Genomic DNA, 17,389 nt, shown 5'->3' with positions numbered 1-17,389 from the left:
TTGAAAAGGAGAAAATCATGGCACAAACTTTAACGGAGTTTGATACAATTGCAGCGATTTCAACGCCAATTGGTGAAGGTGGGATTTCTATTGTCCGCATGTCTGGTGAAGAAGCAGTTAAAATTGCCAATCAGGTTTTCAAGGGTGCGAATTTAACTAAAGTGCCGACGCATACTATTCATTATGGACATATAGTTGATCCTGCAAGTGAGCAGGTGATCGACGAAGTTATGGTATCTGTAATGCTGGCACCTAAGACTTTTACCAGGGAAGATATTGTTGAGATTAATTGTCATGGCGGCATTGTTGTTACTAATCGTATTTTGCAATTATTATTAAAAACTGGTGCGCGCATGGCCGATCCTGGTGAATTTACTAAAAGGGCGTTTGTTAATGGTCGCATTGACTTGACTCAGGCTGAAAGCGTAATGGATATTGTGCGCGCTAAAACTGATAAGGCCCGGCAAGTGGCTGAAAATCAGCTGCAAGGCGGCCTACTTGAGAAAATTAGGGCAATGCGGCAGGAAATTTTAGATACACTAGCCAATGTCGAAGTTAATATTGATTATCCTGAGTATGATGCAGATACTGTCACAGCCAAGCAGATGACCAGTGTTTCCCAGGCAGTTATTGCTAAAATAGATAAATTGCTCAAAACGGCAAGTGAAGGAACGGCGTTACGTAACGGCTTAGCTACTGCAATCATTGGGCAACCTAATGTCGGGAAATCATCTTTGCTTAATTATCTGACTCAAAGTGATACGGCAATCGTGACAGATGTTGCCGGCACGACGCGTGACACATTAGAAGAATATGTCTCGGTTAAAGGCGTCCCCTTAAAATTAATTGATACTGCCGGCATCAGACATACTGATAATAAGGTAGAAAAAATTGGGGTTGAACGTTCCAAAAAAGCGCTGGCAAAAGCTGATTTGGTTCTACTCTTGTTTGATTCAAGTAAGGAATTAACTCAAGAAGACTATGCCTTAATTGATGCTACTAGTGGGAAAAAGCGAATTGCCATTTTGAACAAAACGGATTTGGGGCAAAAAGTTTCTGCTGCTCAGGTTAAACAGCTGACTGAAAGTCCAGTAATCGCCATTTCAATTTTAAAGGAGCAAAATCTTACTCAGTTAGAAGATGCAATTAAGGAACTGTTTTTCCAGGGTATTGAGAATTCTAACGATCAAGTAATGGTAACCAACCAGAGACAAGTAGGACTGCTGGAAAAGGCCAAAAAGCAGCTGCAAGATGTCGTTCAGGCGTTAAAAGACGAAGTACCTTTAGATATTGCCCAAATTGATTTCAACGGTGCTTGGGATACTTTGGGCCAGATTACAGGAGAAAGTAGTCCTGATGAATTAGTTAATGAATTATTTAGTCAATTTTGTTTAGGAAAATAGGTGGAAGTTAATGATTAAGAGTTATGACTCAAATGATTATGATGTCATTGTGGTTGGTGCTGGTCACGCTGGCAGTGAGGCAGCTTTAGCCAGTGCCAGAATGGGCCAAAAAACGCTGCTGTTAACGATTAGTCTTGATATGGTAGCATTTATGCCCTGCAATCCATCAGTAGGTGGCCCAGCAAAGGGTACGGTAGTGCGAGAAATTGATGCTTTAGGCGGCCAAATGGGTAAAAATATTGATGCAACCTATATTCAGATGCGCATGTTAAATACGGGCAAAGGCCCAGCTGTACGGGCCTTGCGTGCACAAGCTGATAAGTGGCAGTACCATGAGCAGATGAAAAAAGTGATTGAAGAAACGCCTAATTTGACTTTAAGGCAGGCGACAGTTGATGAACTGATTGTCGAAGATGGTGTCTGCAAAGGCCTAATTACTAATACTGGGGCTAAATATCACGCTAAAAGCGTTGTTTTAACCACTGGTACGTCAGCTCGCGGGCGCATTTTTATTGGTGAATTGAATTATTCATCTGGTCCTAACAATACTGTTCCAGCAATTAAATTATCAGAAAATCTGGAGAAATTAGGATTCAAACTGCGCCGTTTTAAAACGGGCACGCCTCCACGTGTTAACAGCAACACCATCGATTACTCTAAAACTGAGGAAGAACCTGGTGATAAAGTTCCGCGTCATTTTTCTTATGAAACTAAAGATGAAGATTACCTCAAAAATCAGGTTTCCTGCTGGATGACATATACTAATAAGAATACACATAAAATAATCAACCAAAACCTGACTCGGTCCCCAATGTTTTCAGGAGAAATTAAGGGAGTAGGACCACGTTATTGTCCCTCAATTGAAACCAAAGTAGTTCGTTTTGCGGACAAGCCGCGTCATCAGATTTTTCTAGAGCCAGAAGGTAAAAATACTAAAGAAGTTTATGTTGGTGACTTTTCAACCTCAATGCCGGAAGAAATTCAATTAAAAATGCTGCATTCGGTTGCCGGCCTTGAAAACGCGGAATTGATGCGCCCAGGCTACGCCATTGAATACGATGTAATCGATCCCTGGCAGTTAAAACATACCTTGGAAACTAAAAATATCAAAAATTTATTCACTGCGGGCCAAATGAATGGCACATCAGGCTATGAAGAAGCGGCAGGACAAGGTCTGATTGCCGGTATTAATGCCGCTTTGCGAGCTGCCGGTCAGCCGGGCTTTACCTTAGGCCGTGATGAAGCTTATATCGGTGTTTTAATCGATGATTTAGTAACTAAGGGGACAGAAGAGCCTTATCGTTTACTAACTTCACGTGCAGAGTACCGTTTGATTTTGCGTCATGACAATGCTGATTTGCGTTTGACGGATTACGGTTTTCAACTGGGCTTAATCTCTGAAGAGCGCTATTCCCAGTTTTTAGCAAAGAAAGAACAAATTGCGCAGGCTGCTAATGCTGTTAAAAAGATTACTGTTCACCCCACTAAAGAGGTACAAGACTACCTTGCAAGTATCGGAGAAGACAAGCTTAAAGCTGGTGTTAAAGCAGATGTTTTCTTAAGAAGGCCCAAAGTTAGGGTAGCGGATATCGAACGCTTGACGGGGATGTCTATTTCGAATGAACGTTATGTCAGAGAGCAGATTGAAATCAACGTTAAGTATGCTGGCTATATCAAAAAGGAGCAGCAGCAAATTAATAAATTACACCGCCAGGAAGCAAAGAAAATTCCTGCAGACATCGACTATAATGCAATTGATGGTTTAGCAACGGAAGCGCGCGAAAAGTTTGCGAAAATCAGACCTGAAACAATTGCCCAAGCCGAACGTATTTCGGGGGTTAATCCGGCAGACATGGCAATTTTGAGTGTTTATGTGCAAAATGGTCGCTATGTTAAAATTCATAAATAAATTTAGTAAAAACTTAAAAATTGTAAAAAATATTTTTCTTTAAATAATGCACACAAAAGAATACACAAATTTTGTGGTAATGATCAAGTAATCACAAATATGATTATTGTTATTATCTAAAAGTTATAAAGTAATTGCTTAACTTTGTGAAGATAATATTTTTACAAAGCGCTTACACCTTGTGCTAATCGTTAATTTTGGTCACTTGAAATTGTGAAATTATATGTTTTAATACAATATGTAAGTAAACATGTATTTAAGGAGATGCACTTTAAAATGGCAAAAATTAATGGCGCAAATGCCATGCTCCAAGTTTTATTGGACTGGCATATTGATCATATTTATGGTTTTCCAGGTGGCTCATTTGACTCAACAATGAATGCTATCCATGACTTTAAGGGTAAGATGAAGTATATTGAAGTTCGGCATGAAGAGGCCGGTGCTTTAGCAGCTTCAGCTGAATATAAATTAACTGGCAAGGTCGGTGTATGCTTTGGCTCAGCTGGCCCTGGTGCTGTTCACTTGATGAACGGTTTGTATGACGCAAAATACGACAAGGTTCCTATGGTTGCTATCGTAGCTAACGTTCCAACTGGTCGTCAGGATATGGATTTCTTCCAGGCTTTTGACGAAAAGCCTTGGTTTGATCCGGTTGCTGTTTGGGATCACCAAATTAAGCGCGCAGATCAAATCCCTTCAATGATGGATGAAGCAATCCGTCAAGCTTATGCTAAGAAGGGTCCAGCTGTCTTAATTCTTCCTAAGGATTTTGGCTGGGACAAGATTGATGACAATTTCCGTGTAAATTACAATGCATTGCAAGCAATTCCTAATTATGCAGCTCCAAGAAAAGACGAAGTTGAAGCAGCTGTTAAGGTTCTTGAAGAAGCAAAGAACCCAGTTGTTTACTTTGGTCTAGGTATGAAGGGTCACGGCGATGTCTTAGAAAAATTCGCTGAAAAATTCAAGACCCCATTGATGTCTTCAGTTATGGCTAAGGGTGTAGTTGAGGATAAATGCCCAGCTTACATGGGTTCAATTGGCCGTGTTGCTCCTAAGCCAAGTGATGATATTCAAACTCATGCAGATGCTGTTATCTGGGTAGGTAATGACTCACCATTCTCATTGTTCTTCTTTGACCCTAAGGCTAAAGTTGTACAAATTGATGTTGATTCAGAAAAATTAGGCAAGCGTCACGCTGTTGATGTTCCAATTTTGGCTGATGGTGCTAAGACTTTACAAGCAATTATTGACGCAGGTCAAGCTCGTGAAGAATCACCGCTTTATAAGGCTGCTATTGCAGACCGTCAAAACTGGGAAGAATGGGAGCACAGCTTTGATGATTCAGACGAAATGCCAATTCGCCGTGAGCCAATTTTTGACATCATCAACAAATACGCTGCTGATGATGCACAATTTGCTATTGATGTTGGTAACATCAACATTGACTTCCAACGTTTAGTAAACTTGCATGATGACCAAACTTGGGCAACTTCAGGTTTGTACGCAACTATGGGCTTTGGTTCACCAGCTGCACTTGCTGCTGCAACTGCTCACCCAGAACGCGAAGTTTGGAACCTGAGTGGTGATGGTGGTTTTGCCATGATGAGCCAAGAATTGTTGACTGAAGCTCGCTACAACATGCATATCTTAAACGTTGTCTTTACAAATGAAACTTTAGGTTACATTGAAGCTGAGCAAGTTGATGAATCACACCAACCATTATCAGGTGTTATTATGCCTAATAACGACTGGGCTAAGGTTGCTGAAGGTATGAACGTGAAGGGTGTAACTGTACGCACTAAGAAGGAATTCGAAGACGCAGTTAAAGAATTCAAACAAATGGATGGACCAATGTTAGTTGACATTAAGTTCACTCATGACATGCCTTACTCAACTGAATTGAATACTCTTGATGATCCAGAATTCGTTAAGAAGTATCAAGCTGAAGGTTTGAAACCATTTAGCTACTTTGCTGACAAGTACGGCTTGGTAGAAGATGCAGCTTCAGGTGCTTCAGAAGCTGAAGAAGAGGAGCCTGAGCCAGAACCAGAGCCTGATACAACTTCAGGTGCTTCAGCTCACTAATCACCGTATATATTGGTTTGAAAAAAGCGAAACTTTTGAAAGTTTCGCTTTTTTGCGGTCTTACAAGTATAATGATAGAGTATGAAACTTAAATGATGGAGGACTATAAATGCAACAGTTTGGGATTATAGGCTTATCTGTAATGGGTAAGAACCTTGCTTTGAATGTAAGAAATAATGGCTTTTCCGTTTCTGGTTTTTCTATTGATAAACCAGAAGTAGACGCTTTTGCTAAATATGAAGATGATAAGTTGAAGCCGACATATTCATGGGAAGAATTTGTTGATTCTTTGGAAAAACCACGTAAGATTTTAATCCAAATTGCGGCTGGTAAACCAGTTGATGAAACTTTACAAAAATTATTACCACTTTTGGATAAAGGCGATATTTTGCTTGACGGAGGTAATTCAAACTTTCACGACACTAACAGGCGCTATCATGAAATGGAAAAACATGGTATTCACTTTATTGGCATGGGCGTTTCAGGCGGTGAAGAAGGTGCTTTAAATGGTCCTGCATTGATGCCAGGTGGAGATGAAGATGCTTATAAGAAAGTAGCTCCGATTTTAGAAGCAATTGCAGCTAAAAATTCTGAAGGTCATCCATGCGTTAGTTTCATTGGGCCTGAAGGCAGTGGTCATTATGTCAAGATGGTACATAATGGGATTGAGTATGGTATCATGCAGGAATTTTCTGAAGTATATGATATCTTACGTAAAGTGGCTGGAAAAACAAATGATGAAATGTCAGCTATTTTTGCTAACTGGAACGAAGGGTTGGTTAAAGCTTACCTCAGTGAAATTACTGCTGAAGTTTTAAAGCAAAAGGACGATTTAACACCTGATCATGTAATTGATCATATCCTGAATATTGCTTCTTATAAAGGTACAGGAAATTGGATGCTGGAAGATGGCGTGCACTTAGGTGTTCCAATCAGTGTTATTGCAGAAGCTGTTATTAGCCGTTTCATGTCCAAGGCCACTACACGTGAAGGCAAGGAAATAAAGTGGAACGGTGAAGTTCCACAGGACTTAGTTGATAATTTGGGTAAAGCATTGCAATTAAGCCAAGCTGTTGCTTATGCTCAAGGCTTCCAGCAATTAAAAATGGCTGCAGATGCATATAACTGGGACTTGCGTTATCCGGCTATTGCTCAATCATGGGAAGCCGGCTGTATCATTCGTTCATCAATGCTAAAAGATATTGAAAAAGCATTTGCTGAAGGTAAAAAACTCGACAACATGTTCCAGGACCCTTATTTCAAGGATTTGATGAATAAAAACATTCCTGCACTCCGCGCTGTGATTGAACTTGCTACTGAAGCTGGTATTCCTACTCCAACATTGAGTGCCTCACTAAATTACTTGGAATCAATATTTAACCCAAGTCTACCAGCAAACTTGATTCAGGGTCAACGTGATTACTTTGGAGCTCATACTTACTTTAGAAATGATCGTGAAGGCGTTTATCATACTGAGTGGTATGAAGAAAAATAAATTGTTACACGTGTAACTACTAAAACCAGTTAAGTCTTAGCTTTAACTGGTTTTTTGCTAATGTTAAATCATATTAAAAAACGGAGGTAATATGAAAGATAAAAAAGAACAAATAAAACTTTTACTGGAAGCTATGATAGTTGGACTGTTCAGTGGCTTTGTAGTAGGCTTCTTTCGTTTTGGCATAGGAAAGATGACGGAGCTGTGGCTTAACTTGTTTCACGTGGCACATCAGAATGCATTATGGTTCATCCCAATTATATTTGGCCTTATTTTAGTTGGATTAATCGCAGGTTATTTTGTTAAGCAATATCCTCACGTTGGTGGATCAGGCATTCCTGAAGTTAAATTACAACTTGCAGGAAATTTAACTTTAAAGTGGTGGCCCACATTATGGCGTAAAGTCATTGGGGGTATTTTAGTGATTAGTACAGGCCTATTTTTAGGTCCTGAGGGGCCTTCTTTGCAAATAGGCTCAACTATCGGTCAAGGTGTTGGCGAGGGCACTAAGGAGTCAAAAACAAACTCTAGGGTGTTGTTAGCGACAGGAGCAGCTAGTGGATTAGCTGCAGCTTTTGGAGCACCATTAAGTGGTGCGTTATTTGTACTTGAAGAAGTTTTTCATAATTTCTCTCCCCGCGTTTGGCTAAATGCACTTGCAGGTGCTTTAGTGTCAGATTTTGTTGTTTCAAATATTTTTGGCCAAAAACCGTCTTTGTCTCTTGTTTATCGCCATAGTTTTCCAGTAAAACTATATGGCTATTTGTTACTTTTAGGCTTAATTTTAGGTTTACTAGGTCACCTTTATAAAGTTGGTTTATTTAAAGGAAAAAAGTTATATGCTAAAATTACTTTCTTACCTAGTTGGCTATATGGATTAATACCTCTTATTTTATTGATACCAATTGCTTATTTTTGGCCCTTAATTACTGGTCCGGGAAATAGATTGATTTTAGCATTACCACAAATTATTAGACAAAGTAGCTGGAAAATAGTTGGTATGTTACTATTTTTCTTTATTGTGAGAATTATTTTTTCTATTATTTCTTATGATTCGGGCTTGCCTAGTGGTATTTTCTTGCCAATATTGACAATGGGTGCTGTAATCGGGGCAAGCTACGGCCTTATTTTGGTTCAATTACATTTATTGCCTGCAAAATTGGTAATTAACTTGATTATTTTTGCAATGGCCGGGTTCTTTGCTGCTGTAATTAGAGCTCCATTTACAGCTATTATCTTAATTACGGAAATGGTGGGGTCGCTGCTGCATTTAATGCCTTTGGCTGTGGTAGCTTTCATTGCGCTTTTGGTTGATATGCTCCTGAATGGTGACCCAATTTATGGTACCTTAGCTCGTGCGATGTCATCGAAAAGTAAAAATGATGTTCCTATTATATCTGGTAAAACTGATCAACTGACTGTGCCGATTTATGAGGATAGCCGTCTAGCAGGTAAAGAAATTATGCAGGTGAAATGGCCTAAACATACATTGGTTAAGGCAATATATCGTGATGGTCAATATGTAGTTCCCAATGGCCAGTCTATAATTAAAGCCGGTGATTCTCTGGTTTTAACTCTTGATGCAGGTCAGCGCGGACATGTTTTTAGTCAGATAAAACGAATGCAAAAAGTAGAATATGATGGCTAAAGGGTGTAAAGAAAATTATTAGATAAATTTCCATTTTTATAACAATTTTAAAAACTAATAAATCTACGTTTTTAAACATGATCTATTAGCTTTTTTATTATATCAAATTTTATTTTTTTAGATATTTAGGTGAAGTTTCTGGTGCCCAGATTAAACAAATAACAAAAGCAACAAAGAGAACGCAAGCACAAACAAGCATTGCTAAGTTGGGTCCACCAAGTTCTGTTAGAATTGGCAATAAAAATGTACCGGCAGCAGCGCCAATGCGACTGATTGTAATGCAAGTTCCCACGCCGCTTGCTTGAACTTTGGTGTCAAATAATTCGGTAGGATAAGGATAGTCAAGTACCAGACCTGAAGATAAAATGACTGCAAAAATTGAAAAGATAACTATTTTAATTAAAGAAGAAACATGAGGCATTAATGCTAGAATTCCTATTAATAGTGCGGATAATAGAAAATTACTGATTAAAAACAAACGGCGACTGAGATGATTAAAAAGATAAATGCCTAAAAATATTCCAACTAGCATGCTGACATTGTATAAATCTCCTGAAACATTGGGATTACTAATGTCCATGCCTTGCAAAAGAATTGGTAAAAAAATACTGATTCCAAAAAATGCAAAGGTTTGGCAGGCGTAAAAACTTCCTCCCACTAATGTACTGCGTAAGTATTTTTTACTAAAAAGAACTGTCCATGAAGTTTGCCCAGCCTTTTTAGGACGCTTAAAGTGACGTGAGATGCCCCATTTATGGCCTAGTATTCTACCAATAAGCATGTTAGCAGCTTTAATTTTACCTTTGCTGGCAAGCCATCCGGGTGAAGGTGGCAATGGAAATAGGCTGCGAAAGAGTGCAGTAATCAGTGCTGGAATAGCACCTGTTGCTAAAATGATCTGCCAAGTATGACTACCATAGCCTACCAAATATGTACCTGTTAAGTATGAGGCAATGAAACCTAAAACCCAGTAGATTAACAAATGACTCTGCCTTTTACTGTCTTCGCCTTTAGGCAGCCATTCAGTCAATAGAGCATTTCCAGCGGTATAATCAATCGCCATCATTAGTCCAATGCCGATCCTGATTAGAAAGGTTAAAGAAAGACTGGTTGTCAGAGGATGAAAAAGAGAAAGAATGGCTAAAACGTACATATTGCTCATCAATAATTGACTGCGACCAATTTTATCGGATAAGCGACCAATCAGAGCACTGCTGGATAAGCCTAACAACCCACCGGCTCCAATTAATCCAGTCCATATGTTACTAATTTGAATGTATTTGGCAGCACTGTTCATAGCTACGCCGGTAATTCCTAGTGAAAAGCCACAAGTAAATTGCCCTAAAGCAATTGCAGTCATTACACGTAAATGAACTTTTGAAAGAGGTGCCTTTTTATAATCTTTTTTAATTGTTTTTGTCTTTTTTTCTTTCATGATAATAGACTAAATACGAGCTACTTAATCTACTTTACAACTTCCCCTTCATTGAATGAATTAACTGCTACATAACATAACAAATTTTGACGATTCGTGCAAAAATAACCTAAAATGAATCAAAAGCAAAAGTTCATTTTTTAAAAATTAAAATGAATATAACTAAAATTAAGGCTGCAAGGAGCCAAATACTAAAATTTACCACTGCTTTTGCAGCATTTTTATTATCAAGGTTAGTGTGATTAATCAAATATTCGCAGGCAAATATCAAAAAGCTGAATGCGACCAGCCACAAAATGGCACAGAGTCTTCCAGCAATTGAATAAGGGAAAAAGCCAGAATTAAGACTGGTTAGTAAAGCAACAACAAAGAACGTAATAGTGCCAATATAGCGGCTGAACCATTTCTCTTTAGTGTTGGACATGATAATTTACCTTCTTTCATGAATAAAATGTAAATATTTTTATGAATTATAATAGCAAATAAATAAAAAATAAAGTGTAATTTATCAATTAAGCATAAACAAAAAGGCCACTTCTAAAAGTGGCCTTTGTAATTAGACAGATATTCTTACATATTTGTGATCAGGAAAAAGAGGACAAATACGACTAATAGAACATACATCATTGGTGAAACTTTCTTGGCCTGTTTAGAAGCGATCATAGTAATCGGGTAAGCAATCATGCCTAAAGCTAAACCATCTGAAATGCTATAAGTTAATGGCATACCAACTACCGTTAAAAACGCTGGAAAAGCAATTTCAAACTTATCCCAGTTAATTTTCTTCAGGTTGCCTGCCATGAGCACCCCAACAATAATTAATGCTGGAGCAGTAACTGTAGTAGGGATAACTGCTAAAAGTGGACTAAAAATCATTGAAATCAAGAAAAAGATTCCTACAAAGATTGCAGTTAAACCTGTGCGACCACCCATAGCGATACCGGCACTTGATTCAACAGAAGTTCCAAGTGGAGCAGTTCCTAAGACAGCTCCTTCGACCATTGCCAGCGAATCGGAAATAAAGGCTTTTCCAATACGGGGAATTTTACCATTTTCATCAACCATACCAGCTTGTTCAGTCATGCCAATCAGAGTACCCGCAGTATCGAAAAATGTAACTAATAAAAACGTCAAAACCACCATAAATAACTGAGGGGTATTAATGTCTTTTAAATGAAAAACGGCTTGACCAAAAGTAGGTGCAATACTTGGCGCACTGGCTATAATACCTTTGGGAACCGCAACTTGACCAATAATAACTCCGAATACAGCAGTTACTACCATGCCGATAAAAATTGATCCGGGGATATTCATTGCCATTAAAATTACTGTTAGTGTTAAACCGAAGAGGGTAATCCAAACGGCTGGTGAATTAAATTTGCCCAGAGTAACTAAATTTGAGTCACTATTAACAATTAATTTGCCGTTTTGCAGGCCAATAAATGCGATAAATAAGCCAATTCCAGCTGAAATAGCATATTTCAAATCTTGTGGAATAGCATCAACTACTATTTCACGAAGTTTCAAAACTGTTATCAAAATAAACAAGATAGACGCTACTAAAACAGCAGCTAAGGCAGTTTGCCAGTTAATGTGCATTCCGCCACAAACGTTGTAAGCAAAAAATGCAGCACTGCCAAGTGTGGGAGCCAAGGCTACAGGATAGTTAGCAACCAGACCCATAATAAAACAGCCTATTGCAATTGAAATTGCAGTAACTGTAAATGCCGCTCCCTTATTAATACCTGCTGCGTGTAAGATGTTAGGGTTAACAAAAAGGATGTAGGAGAGACTGACAAACGTGGTTAATGCAGCTATTAACTCGCGCTTAACAGTGGTATGAGCATCGTTTAAATGAAAGACTTTATCTAATGTCGTCATTTTTCCTCCAAAAATATTAAAATTATAAAGAACTAATATAACTAGTATATAACTTATTAAGCCTAGAAATCCATCTTATTCAAAATTATTTCCCGGGTAATAAAAAAAGCAAATCTGGATAGATTTGCTTTAACAGCTTACCACATACCAATTAGTTTCATCCAGGCTAATCCGATTATGCCATAAACTAAGATATAGAAGATACCGAATATAAAACTTAATTTCCACCATTCATCTTGTTTGACATAGCCAGAAGAAGCCAAAACAGAAGCGGCAGGGCTAGAATAATGAGTTGTGGAACCCATGATTGCTGAAAATAATGCTAAAAACTGGGCTGCTAGTAATTTAGGTGCTCCAGCTGAAATAGCTACAGTTAAAAGTGGCAGGTACATTGCTGAATTATGAGCTGTGGCACTTGCAAACAAGTAATGAGTGTAGAATAAAACAAGTGCTAAAACTACTAGAACTAATAGCCAGTTGAGACCCTTCATTGCGCTGGAAATACTAGTTGATATCCAACCTATTAAACCGAATTGAGTTAGTTTTTCAGCCATGAATACTAAAATAGATAACCAGATCAGAATGTTCCAAGCTCCGGTTTCACTTAGCAAGTCTTTTGGTGCTAATACACCTGTGAGTAGTAAAAGTGAAACAGAAATAAATGCAATTAATGTAGCATCTATTCCTAGAGTACTGGAAAGCATCCAGAGTACTAAAGTAATTGCAAAAATAACTGCCATTAATTTTTCAGACAAAGTAAGTTTACCCATTTTTGCCAGTTCACCATCAGCCCACTCCTTAGCGTTAGGAGTTTCCTTGATTTCTGGTGGGTAAAGTTTATAAACAAAATATGGTACAACAATTAAACAAATTGCTGCAGGAACAATGCTGGCCATTAGCCATGGCATCCAGCTAAGAGTTACACCTGCTTTACCAGCAAGTGCAACAGCAATTAAGTTAGGTGCGCAAGCAGTCATAAATAATGACGAAGTAATAATGTTAACTTGAAATTCTGTAAAAGTTAGATATGCTCCCATCTTTTTACGCGATGGGTCATTGGGCTTAGAGTCAAATGTATTTGCTAATGATTGAATTAATGGATATACCACGCCACCTGCTCTCGCACCATTTGAAGGAGTTGCAGGAGAAACTATTAAGTCAATAGCACCAATAGCATAGCCTAAGCCTAAGGATTTATGACCAAACCATTTAACAAAATATAAAGCAATTCTTTGACCTAAGCCGGTTTTTACAATACCACGTGAAATCATAAAGGCCATAACGATTAGCCAAGCAGATGAATTGGAGAATGCGTCAATGGCACCTTTTGCAACGACTTTTCCGTTAACAACTTTGTCGGCAAGGGGTGCAAGCCCGAGGCAAATAGTGAGAGTAAATCCTATTAAAGTAACACCGCTAATAGCTATAGGTAACGTAATACAACCAATGATAGTTCCAATAAATATTGCCAGCATATGCCAAGCTTGGACTGATACTCCGGCAGGACGAATTGGGGTCGTAAACCAGAAAATAAGACCAAACAACAGTGGCAATATAAATTTTTTATAATCTATCGTCTTCATAAAAGACTCCCTTCTAAATAAAAAAGCAAATATATTAGGCGGATAAACACCCCTATATTTGCTTAGTTTAACATATTATTCGTTTAAAACAATCAGTAAGTTTAAAAATTTAATACCCATAAGAATACGATGAATACGAAGAAAAGTATCCACATCATTGGTGTAACTTCTTTTATTCTCTTAGCAGCAACCATACATATAGGATATGTTATTAAACCTAGAGCTAAACCATCTGAAATTGAATAGGTTAAAGGCATACCGATTAAAATTAAGAAGGCAGGAACGGCAATTTCCATTTTATCCCACTGAATATGAGCTGTATTTTGAGCCATCAAAACCCCGACTATAATTAATGCTGGAGCGGTGACGTGAGTAGTAAATAGTCCTAAGAGGGGACTGAATATCATTGAAATTAAAAAGAAAATTGCTACAAAGACAGCTGTTAAACCTGTTCTGCCGCCAACAGCAATACCGGCACTAGATTCGACAAATGCACCTACAGGTGAAGTTCCTAATACTGAACCAACCATCATGGCAGTGGAATCTGAAGCAAGTGCTTTACCTACCCGGGGCATCTTATTGTCTTTCATAAAGCCGGCTTGTTGGGCTAAGCCAATTAAAGTACCTGCAGTATCAAAGAATGTTACTAAAAGAAAAGTAAGGACAACAACCCACATTTGTAAAGTATTGATGTCTTTAACATGAAAAATTGCTTGACCAAATGATGGAGCGATACTTGGTGCAACAGAAATTATTTTAGTTGGTAAAGAAATTTGCCCTGTGATTACACCAAAAATGGCTGCTAAAACCATTCCAATAAAGATAGCACCTGGTACATTTAAGATCATTAAAATAACGGTAACAATTAAGCCAAAGATAGTAATCCAAACAGCTGGATCATGAAGTGATCCTAAACCAACTAAAGTTGATTTATTTGCTACGATTAAGCCACCATCTTGCATTCCCAAGAAAGCGATGAACAAACCAATTCCGGAAGAAATGGCAAATTTTAGATCGGAAGGAATGGCGTTAATTATCATCTCTCGCAGCTTAAACATAGTAATTAAAATAAAGATGATAGATGCTACGAAAACAGCAGCTAAGGCTGTTTCCCATGAAACATGCATGCCTATGCAAACTGTATAAGCAAAAAACGCATTGATGCCCAGGGCAGGAGCTTCTCCAATAGGGTAATTGGCAACAATTCCCATAATTGCGGTACCCAGAGCACTAGCTAAGGCAGTTGCTGTGAAGACTGCTCCTTTGTTCATGCCACTGGCTCCCAGAACACTAGGATTAACAAATAAAATATATGACATACTGATAAAAGTTGTTAATCCAGCTAGAAATTCAATTTTTACATTAGTTTTATACTTATCGAGTTGAAAATAACTCTTTATAAAGTTCATCTAACCTCTCCCAAAATTATTGTTCGCGTTTTATATCAAAATTAACGCCTATAATAGTTTATCATTCATTTAAAATAATGTAAACACGAATTATATTAGCAAGAAAGCAATAAAAATAGCTATAATTTTTAACTAAGTACATTCGGCTAAGAATTGACCAACTAATGCTTTAATCGGTAAAATGAACATAGGTCAGTAGTAGATTATGCATACTGTTAGGAGAAAAAATGGGAATACTAATTTTTTCGGATATAGATGGCACATTAATTAACTCAAAGCAAGAAGTAACACCGAATACTAAACTTGCTATTCGTAAACAAATTATTAAAGGCAATGTGTTTGTACCAGTTTCTGCACGTATGCCTAAGGCAATTATGTCTGTTGTGGGAGAAATTACCAAATCATGTCCAATGGTAGCCTATAATGGTGCTTTGGTTTTAGATGAAATGGGTCATATCCTTGATTCTCATTTTATGTCTTCTTCAAAAGCTGCCAAAATATGTTCTTATATCGAAGGTAAAAATAATGGCGTTGTGTGGAATGTCTATAGTGACGACAACTGGTATTATTTCCCAGGTAATAATAATGGTTTGGTTGAAAATGAGGAGAAAATTGTTAAATTTAAAGCTCAACCTAGTTCGATTACTGAAATAGCGCAACTCAAAAATGTACATAAAATTTTGCTCATGGGAACGCCAAGCTTATTAGATGCTACTCAAAAAGAATTAAGGCGGCTCTATCCAGAACTCTATATAGTGAAATCTGCCGCAAATTTATTGGAGGTCGTTGTTAAACGAGTTTCTAAAGGTCAAGGGGTAAAAGTAATAGCCCAGGCTTTTGGCATGGAACTGAAAGACTGCTGGGCTTTTGGGGATAATTATAATGATGAGAAAATGCTTCAATCAGTAGGTCATCCTGTAATAATGGGAAATGCACCAGAAGACTTGAAAAAGAAATTTAGAACTACTTTAGATAACAACCACGATGGAATAGCTGCGGTACTTGATAGTTTAAATTAATCCTTTTTCGTTTGAAGCAAAGGAGATTCGGCTTTGTTGCCAAACCATTTGTGGTTAATCTTTGCTAAGGTACCATTTTTTGCCAGCTTTTCTAAGGCGTAATTAATTTTCTTGTGCAAGGTTAAGTCGCTTTTTCTCATACCTACACCAAATTCTTCTTTTGGAAAAGGACTTTTGATCTCAGTAAAGTTTTCAGGATGTTTTTGCCGCGAAATGTAATAATTTGCATAGGTGCTATCAATTAATAATCCTTGGATACGGCCTGCATTTAGGTCTATAAATGCATTAGTGAAGGAATCATAGAGAATCGGGTCTTGATTTTTAATATGATTTTTAAAAACTTTTGGATATTTCATTACGTCATTATAGCCGGAAGAGCCGGTTTGAACGCCCAAAGTCTTATTTTTCATTGCGGCAATGGTATTAATTTTGTTCTTTTTAAGACTTACTAATACTTGAGAAGTATATAGGTAAGTCTTACTAAAACTTACCTTAGTTTCACGCTCGGGATTTTTGCTAAAACCATTCCATATAAGGTCAATTGTGCCGTTTTTTAATTCAGTAGTATTCATGGACCAGTCAATTGTTTGAAAACTAACGTTAATACCGTATTGTTTAAATACAGCATTGGCAAGATCAACGTCGTAACCAATTAACTGACCATTTTTTTGCCTAAAGTCCATGGGCACAAAAGTATCATCTACACCAACTGTAACATAGCCTCGTTGCTTGATATGAGACCAGTTGTCAACTACGTTAGCTTTTCTATTAACTGATATGCCACTACAGGCAGAAAAAAATAAAGTACAGATGAGCGTTATTATGAGGATTAAGAGGCGCTTAGTTTTCACTTATATTACCTTCTTATCATCTAATGCTTTTACTTTGAATACCTGATCGGCCACTTGGCGAGCAAATTCCATGTCATGGGTAACAATAATTTGCGTCATGTTGTTATTGTTTTTAAGTTTTAAAATTATTTCTCCGACTTTTGTTCTTAAAGCAGGATCTAAAGCGGAAGTGGGTTCGTCATAACATAAAATATGGGGTTCCATTGCTAGCGCACGTACAATAGCTACTCTTTGTTGCTGACCTCCAGAGAGCTGATAGGGATAGAGCTGTTCTTTACCTGTTAAATCTAGTTGTTCAAGCAATTTTCGCGCACGGGCTTGTGCTTGATCTGCACTTTCTTTTAAAACTAGTGTTGGTGCCAGGGTAATATTTTCGATTACAGTTAAATTGGGAAAAAGCTCATAGCTTTGAAAAACGACTCCGATAATATGACTTTTACTATCAGGAGCGGCCGGATCAAACTTTTGCCCATCCCACAAAAAGTCACCGGAATCAATTTTTTCTAAACCGCTTAAACAGCGCAACAAAGTAGTTTTTCCCGCTCCAGATGGTCCTACAATGGCTAAAATTTGCCTGTCAGGAATAGTTAAGTTTAACTTGTTTAAAATCGTACGAGAGCCAAATTTTTTAGTAATGTTTTTAAGTTCTAGCATAGTATTTCCCCTAA

General features: G+C 37.8%; 13 protein-coding genes. 6 read left to right on the top strand and 7 right to left on the bottom strand.

The window, feature by feature from the left end:
- Positions 1–17 precede the first annotated feature (17 nt).
- The 5 genes from mnmE (at position 18) to F5ESL0261_RS09975 (ending at position 8,543) form a co-directional block, all read left to right on the top strand.
- Positions 18–1,403, top strand: coding sequence for a tRNA uridine-5-carboxymethylaminomethyl(34) synthesis GTPase MnmE (mnmE, locus tag F5ESL0261_RS09995; RefSeq protein WP_122053138.1), 1,386 nt, complete (start codon positions 18–20; stop codon positions 1,401–1,403).
- A 10-nt stretch (positions 1,404–1,413) separates the two neighbouring features.
- Entirely contained in the window at positions 1,414–3,312 is a 1,899-nt protein-coding gene (gene mnmG, locus F5ESL0261_RS09990) for a tRNA uridine-5-carboxymethylaminomethyl(34) synthesis enzyme MnmG (RefSeq protein ID WP_122053137.1), read from the top strand.
- A gap of 276 nt (positions 3,313–3,588) precedes the next feature.
- On the top strand, positions 3,589–5,400 hold the full coding sequence (spxB, locus tag F5ESL0261_RS09985; protein ID WP_122053136.1) for a pyruvate oxidase: 1,812 nt from the start codon (positions 3,589–3,591) through the stop codon (positions 5,398–5,400).
- 109 nt (positions 5,401–5,509) lie between these two features.
- Positions 5,510–6,895, top strand: a complete 1,386-nt coding sequence (gene gndA / locus F5ESL0261_RS09980; protein WP_122053135.1) for an NADP-dependent phosphogluconate dehydrogenase — start codon at positions 5,510–5,512, stop codon at positions 6,893–6,895.
- Between the two features lie 91 nt (positions 6,896–6,986).
- Positions 6,987–8,543, top strand: coding sequence for a ClC family H(+)/Cl(-) exchange transporter (locus F5ESL0261_RS09975; protein ID WP_122053134.1), 1,557 nt, complete (start codon positions 6,987–6,989; stop codon positions 8,541–8,543).
- Between the two features lie 109 nt (positions 8,544–8,652).
- Here F5ESL0261_RS09975 and F5ESL0261_RS09970 read toward each other — a convergent pair whose 3' ends face one another.
- The 5 genes from F5ESL0261_RS09970 to F5ESL0261_RS09950 form a co-directional block, all read right to left on the bottom strand.
- On the bottom strand, positions 8,653–9,978 hold the full coding sequence (locus tag F5ESL0261_RS09970; RefSeq protein WP_122053133.1) for an MFS transporter: 1,326 nt from the start codon (positions 9,976–9,978) through the stop codon (positions 8,653–8,655).
- 133 nt (positions 9,979–10,111) lie between these two features.
- Positions 10,112–10,402, bottom strand: a complete 291-nt coding sequence (locus tag F5ESL0261_RS09965) for a hypothetical protein (RefSeq protein WP_122053132.1) — start codon at positions 10,400–10,402, stop codon at positions 10,112–10,114.
- Positions 10,403–10,548: 146 nt separating this feature from the next.
- The gene (locus tag F5ESL0261_RS09960) at positions 10,549–11,859 is read right to left on the bottom strand and encodes an NCS2 family permease (RefSeq protein ID WP_122053131.1); all 1,311 of its coding nucleotides are present in this window, start codon (positions 11,857–11,859) and stop codon (positions 10,549–10,551) included.
- A 137-nt stretch (positions 11,860–11,996) separates the two neighbouring features.
- Complete coding sequence (locus tag F5ESL0261_RS09955; RefSeq protein ID WP_122053130.1) at positions 11,997–13,442, bottom strand: DASS family sodium-coupled anion symporter; 1,446 nt, start codon at positions 13,440–13,442, stop codon at positions 11,997–11,999.
- A gap of 101 nt (positions 13,443–13,543) precedes the next feature.
- Positions 13,544–14,851 carry an NCS2 family permease gene (locus F5ESL0261_RS09950; protein ID WP_122053129.1) on the bottom strand — a complete coding sequence of 436 codons (1,308 nt, stop codon included), beginning with the start codon at positions 14,849–14,851 and terminating at the stop codon, positions 13,544–13,546.
- 227 nt (positions 14,852–15,078) lie between these two features.
- Here F5ESL0261_RS09950 and F5ESL0261_RS09945 point away from each other — a divergent pair, with 227 nt between their 5' ends.
- Positions 15,079–15,870, top strand: a complete 792-nt coding sequence (locus F5ESL0261_RS09945; protein ID WP_122053128.1) for a Cof-type HAD-IIB family hydrolase — start codon at positions 15,079–15,081, stop codon at positions 15,868–15,870.
- Here the strand turns inward: F5ESL0261_RS09945 and F5ESL0261_RS09940 are convergent.
- Both F5ESL0261_RS09940 and F5ESL0261_RS09935 read right to left on the bottom strand, forming a co-directional pair.
- A complete protein-coding gene (locus tag F5ESL0261_RS09940; protein WP_122053127.1) occupies positions 15,867–16,721 on the bottom strand; it encodes an amino acid ABC transporter substrate-binding protein in 855 nt (284 codons plus the stop codon). The two genes, F5ESL0261_RS09945 and F5ESL0261_RS09940, sit on opposite strands and share 4 nt — an antisense overlap.
- Entirely contained in the window at positions 16,722–17,375 is a 654-nt protein-coding gene (locus tag F5ESL0261_RS09935) for an amino acid ABC transporter ATP-binding protein (protein WP_122053126.1), read from the bottom strand.
- Positions 17,376–17,389: the final 14 nt, after the last annotated feature.

This window comes from Lactobacillus sp. ESL0261 (assembly GCF_003693025.1).
In the GTDB taxonomy this organism is placed as follows: Bacteria; Bacillota; Bacilli; order Lactobacillales; family Lactobacillaceae; genus Lactobacillus; species Lactobacillus kullabergensis.
Note: the sequence above shows the minus strand (reverse complement) of the source record. Positions and strands in the feature narration are given on the sequence as shown.

Bases quoted from the DNA above. Each gene is read 5' to 3' on its own strand.
- mnmE (WP_122053138.1), top strand. From the start codon at position 18: ATGGCACAAACTTTAACGGAGTTTGATACAATTGCAGCGATTTCAACG.
- mnmG (WP_122053137.1), top strand. From the start codon at position 1,414: ATGATTAAGAGTTATGACTCAAATGATTATGATGTCATTGTGGTTGGT.
- spxB (WP_122053136.1), top strand. From the start codon at position 3,589: ATGGCAAAAATTAATGGCGCAAATGCCATGCTCCAAGTTTTATTGGAC.
- gndA (WP_122053135.1), top strand. From the start codon at position 5,510: ATGCAACAGTTTGGGATTATAGGCTTATCTGTAATGGGTAAGAACCTT.
- F5ESL0261_RS09975 (WP_122053134.1), top strand. From the start codon at position 6,987: ATGAAAGATAAAAAAGAACAAATAAAACTTTTACTGGAAGCTATGATA.
- F5ESL0261_RS09970 (WP_122053133.1), bottom strand. From the start codon at position 9,978: ATGAAAGAAAAAAAGACAAAAACAATTAAAAAAGATTATAAAAAGGCA.
- F5ESL0261_RS09965 (WP_122053132.1), bottom strand. From the start codon at position 10,402: ATGTCCAACACTAAAGAGAAATGGTTCAGCCGCTATATTGGCACTATT.
- F5ESL0261_RS09960 (WP_122053131.1), bottom strand. From the start codon at position 11,859: ATGACGACATTAGATAAAGTCTTTCATTTAAACGATGCTCATACCACT.
- F5ESL0261_RS09955 (WP_122053130.1), bottom strand. From the start codon at position 13,442: ATGAAGACGATAGATTATAAAAAATTTATATTGCCACTGTTGTTTGGT.
- F5ESL0261_RS09950 (WP_122053129.1), bottom strand. From the start codon at position 14,851: ATGAACTTTATAAAGAGTTATTTTCAACTCGATAAGTATAAAACTAAT.
- F5ESL0261_RS09945 (WP_122053128.1), top strand. From the start codon at position 15,079: ATGGGAATACTAATTTTTTCGGATATAGATGGCACATTAATTAACTCA.
- F5ESL0261_RS09935 (WP_122053126.1), bottom strand. From the start codon at position 17,375: ATGCTAGAACTTAAAAACATTACTAAAAAATTTGGCTCTCGTACGATT.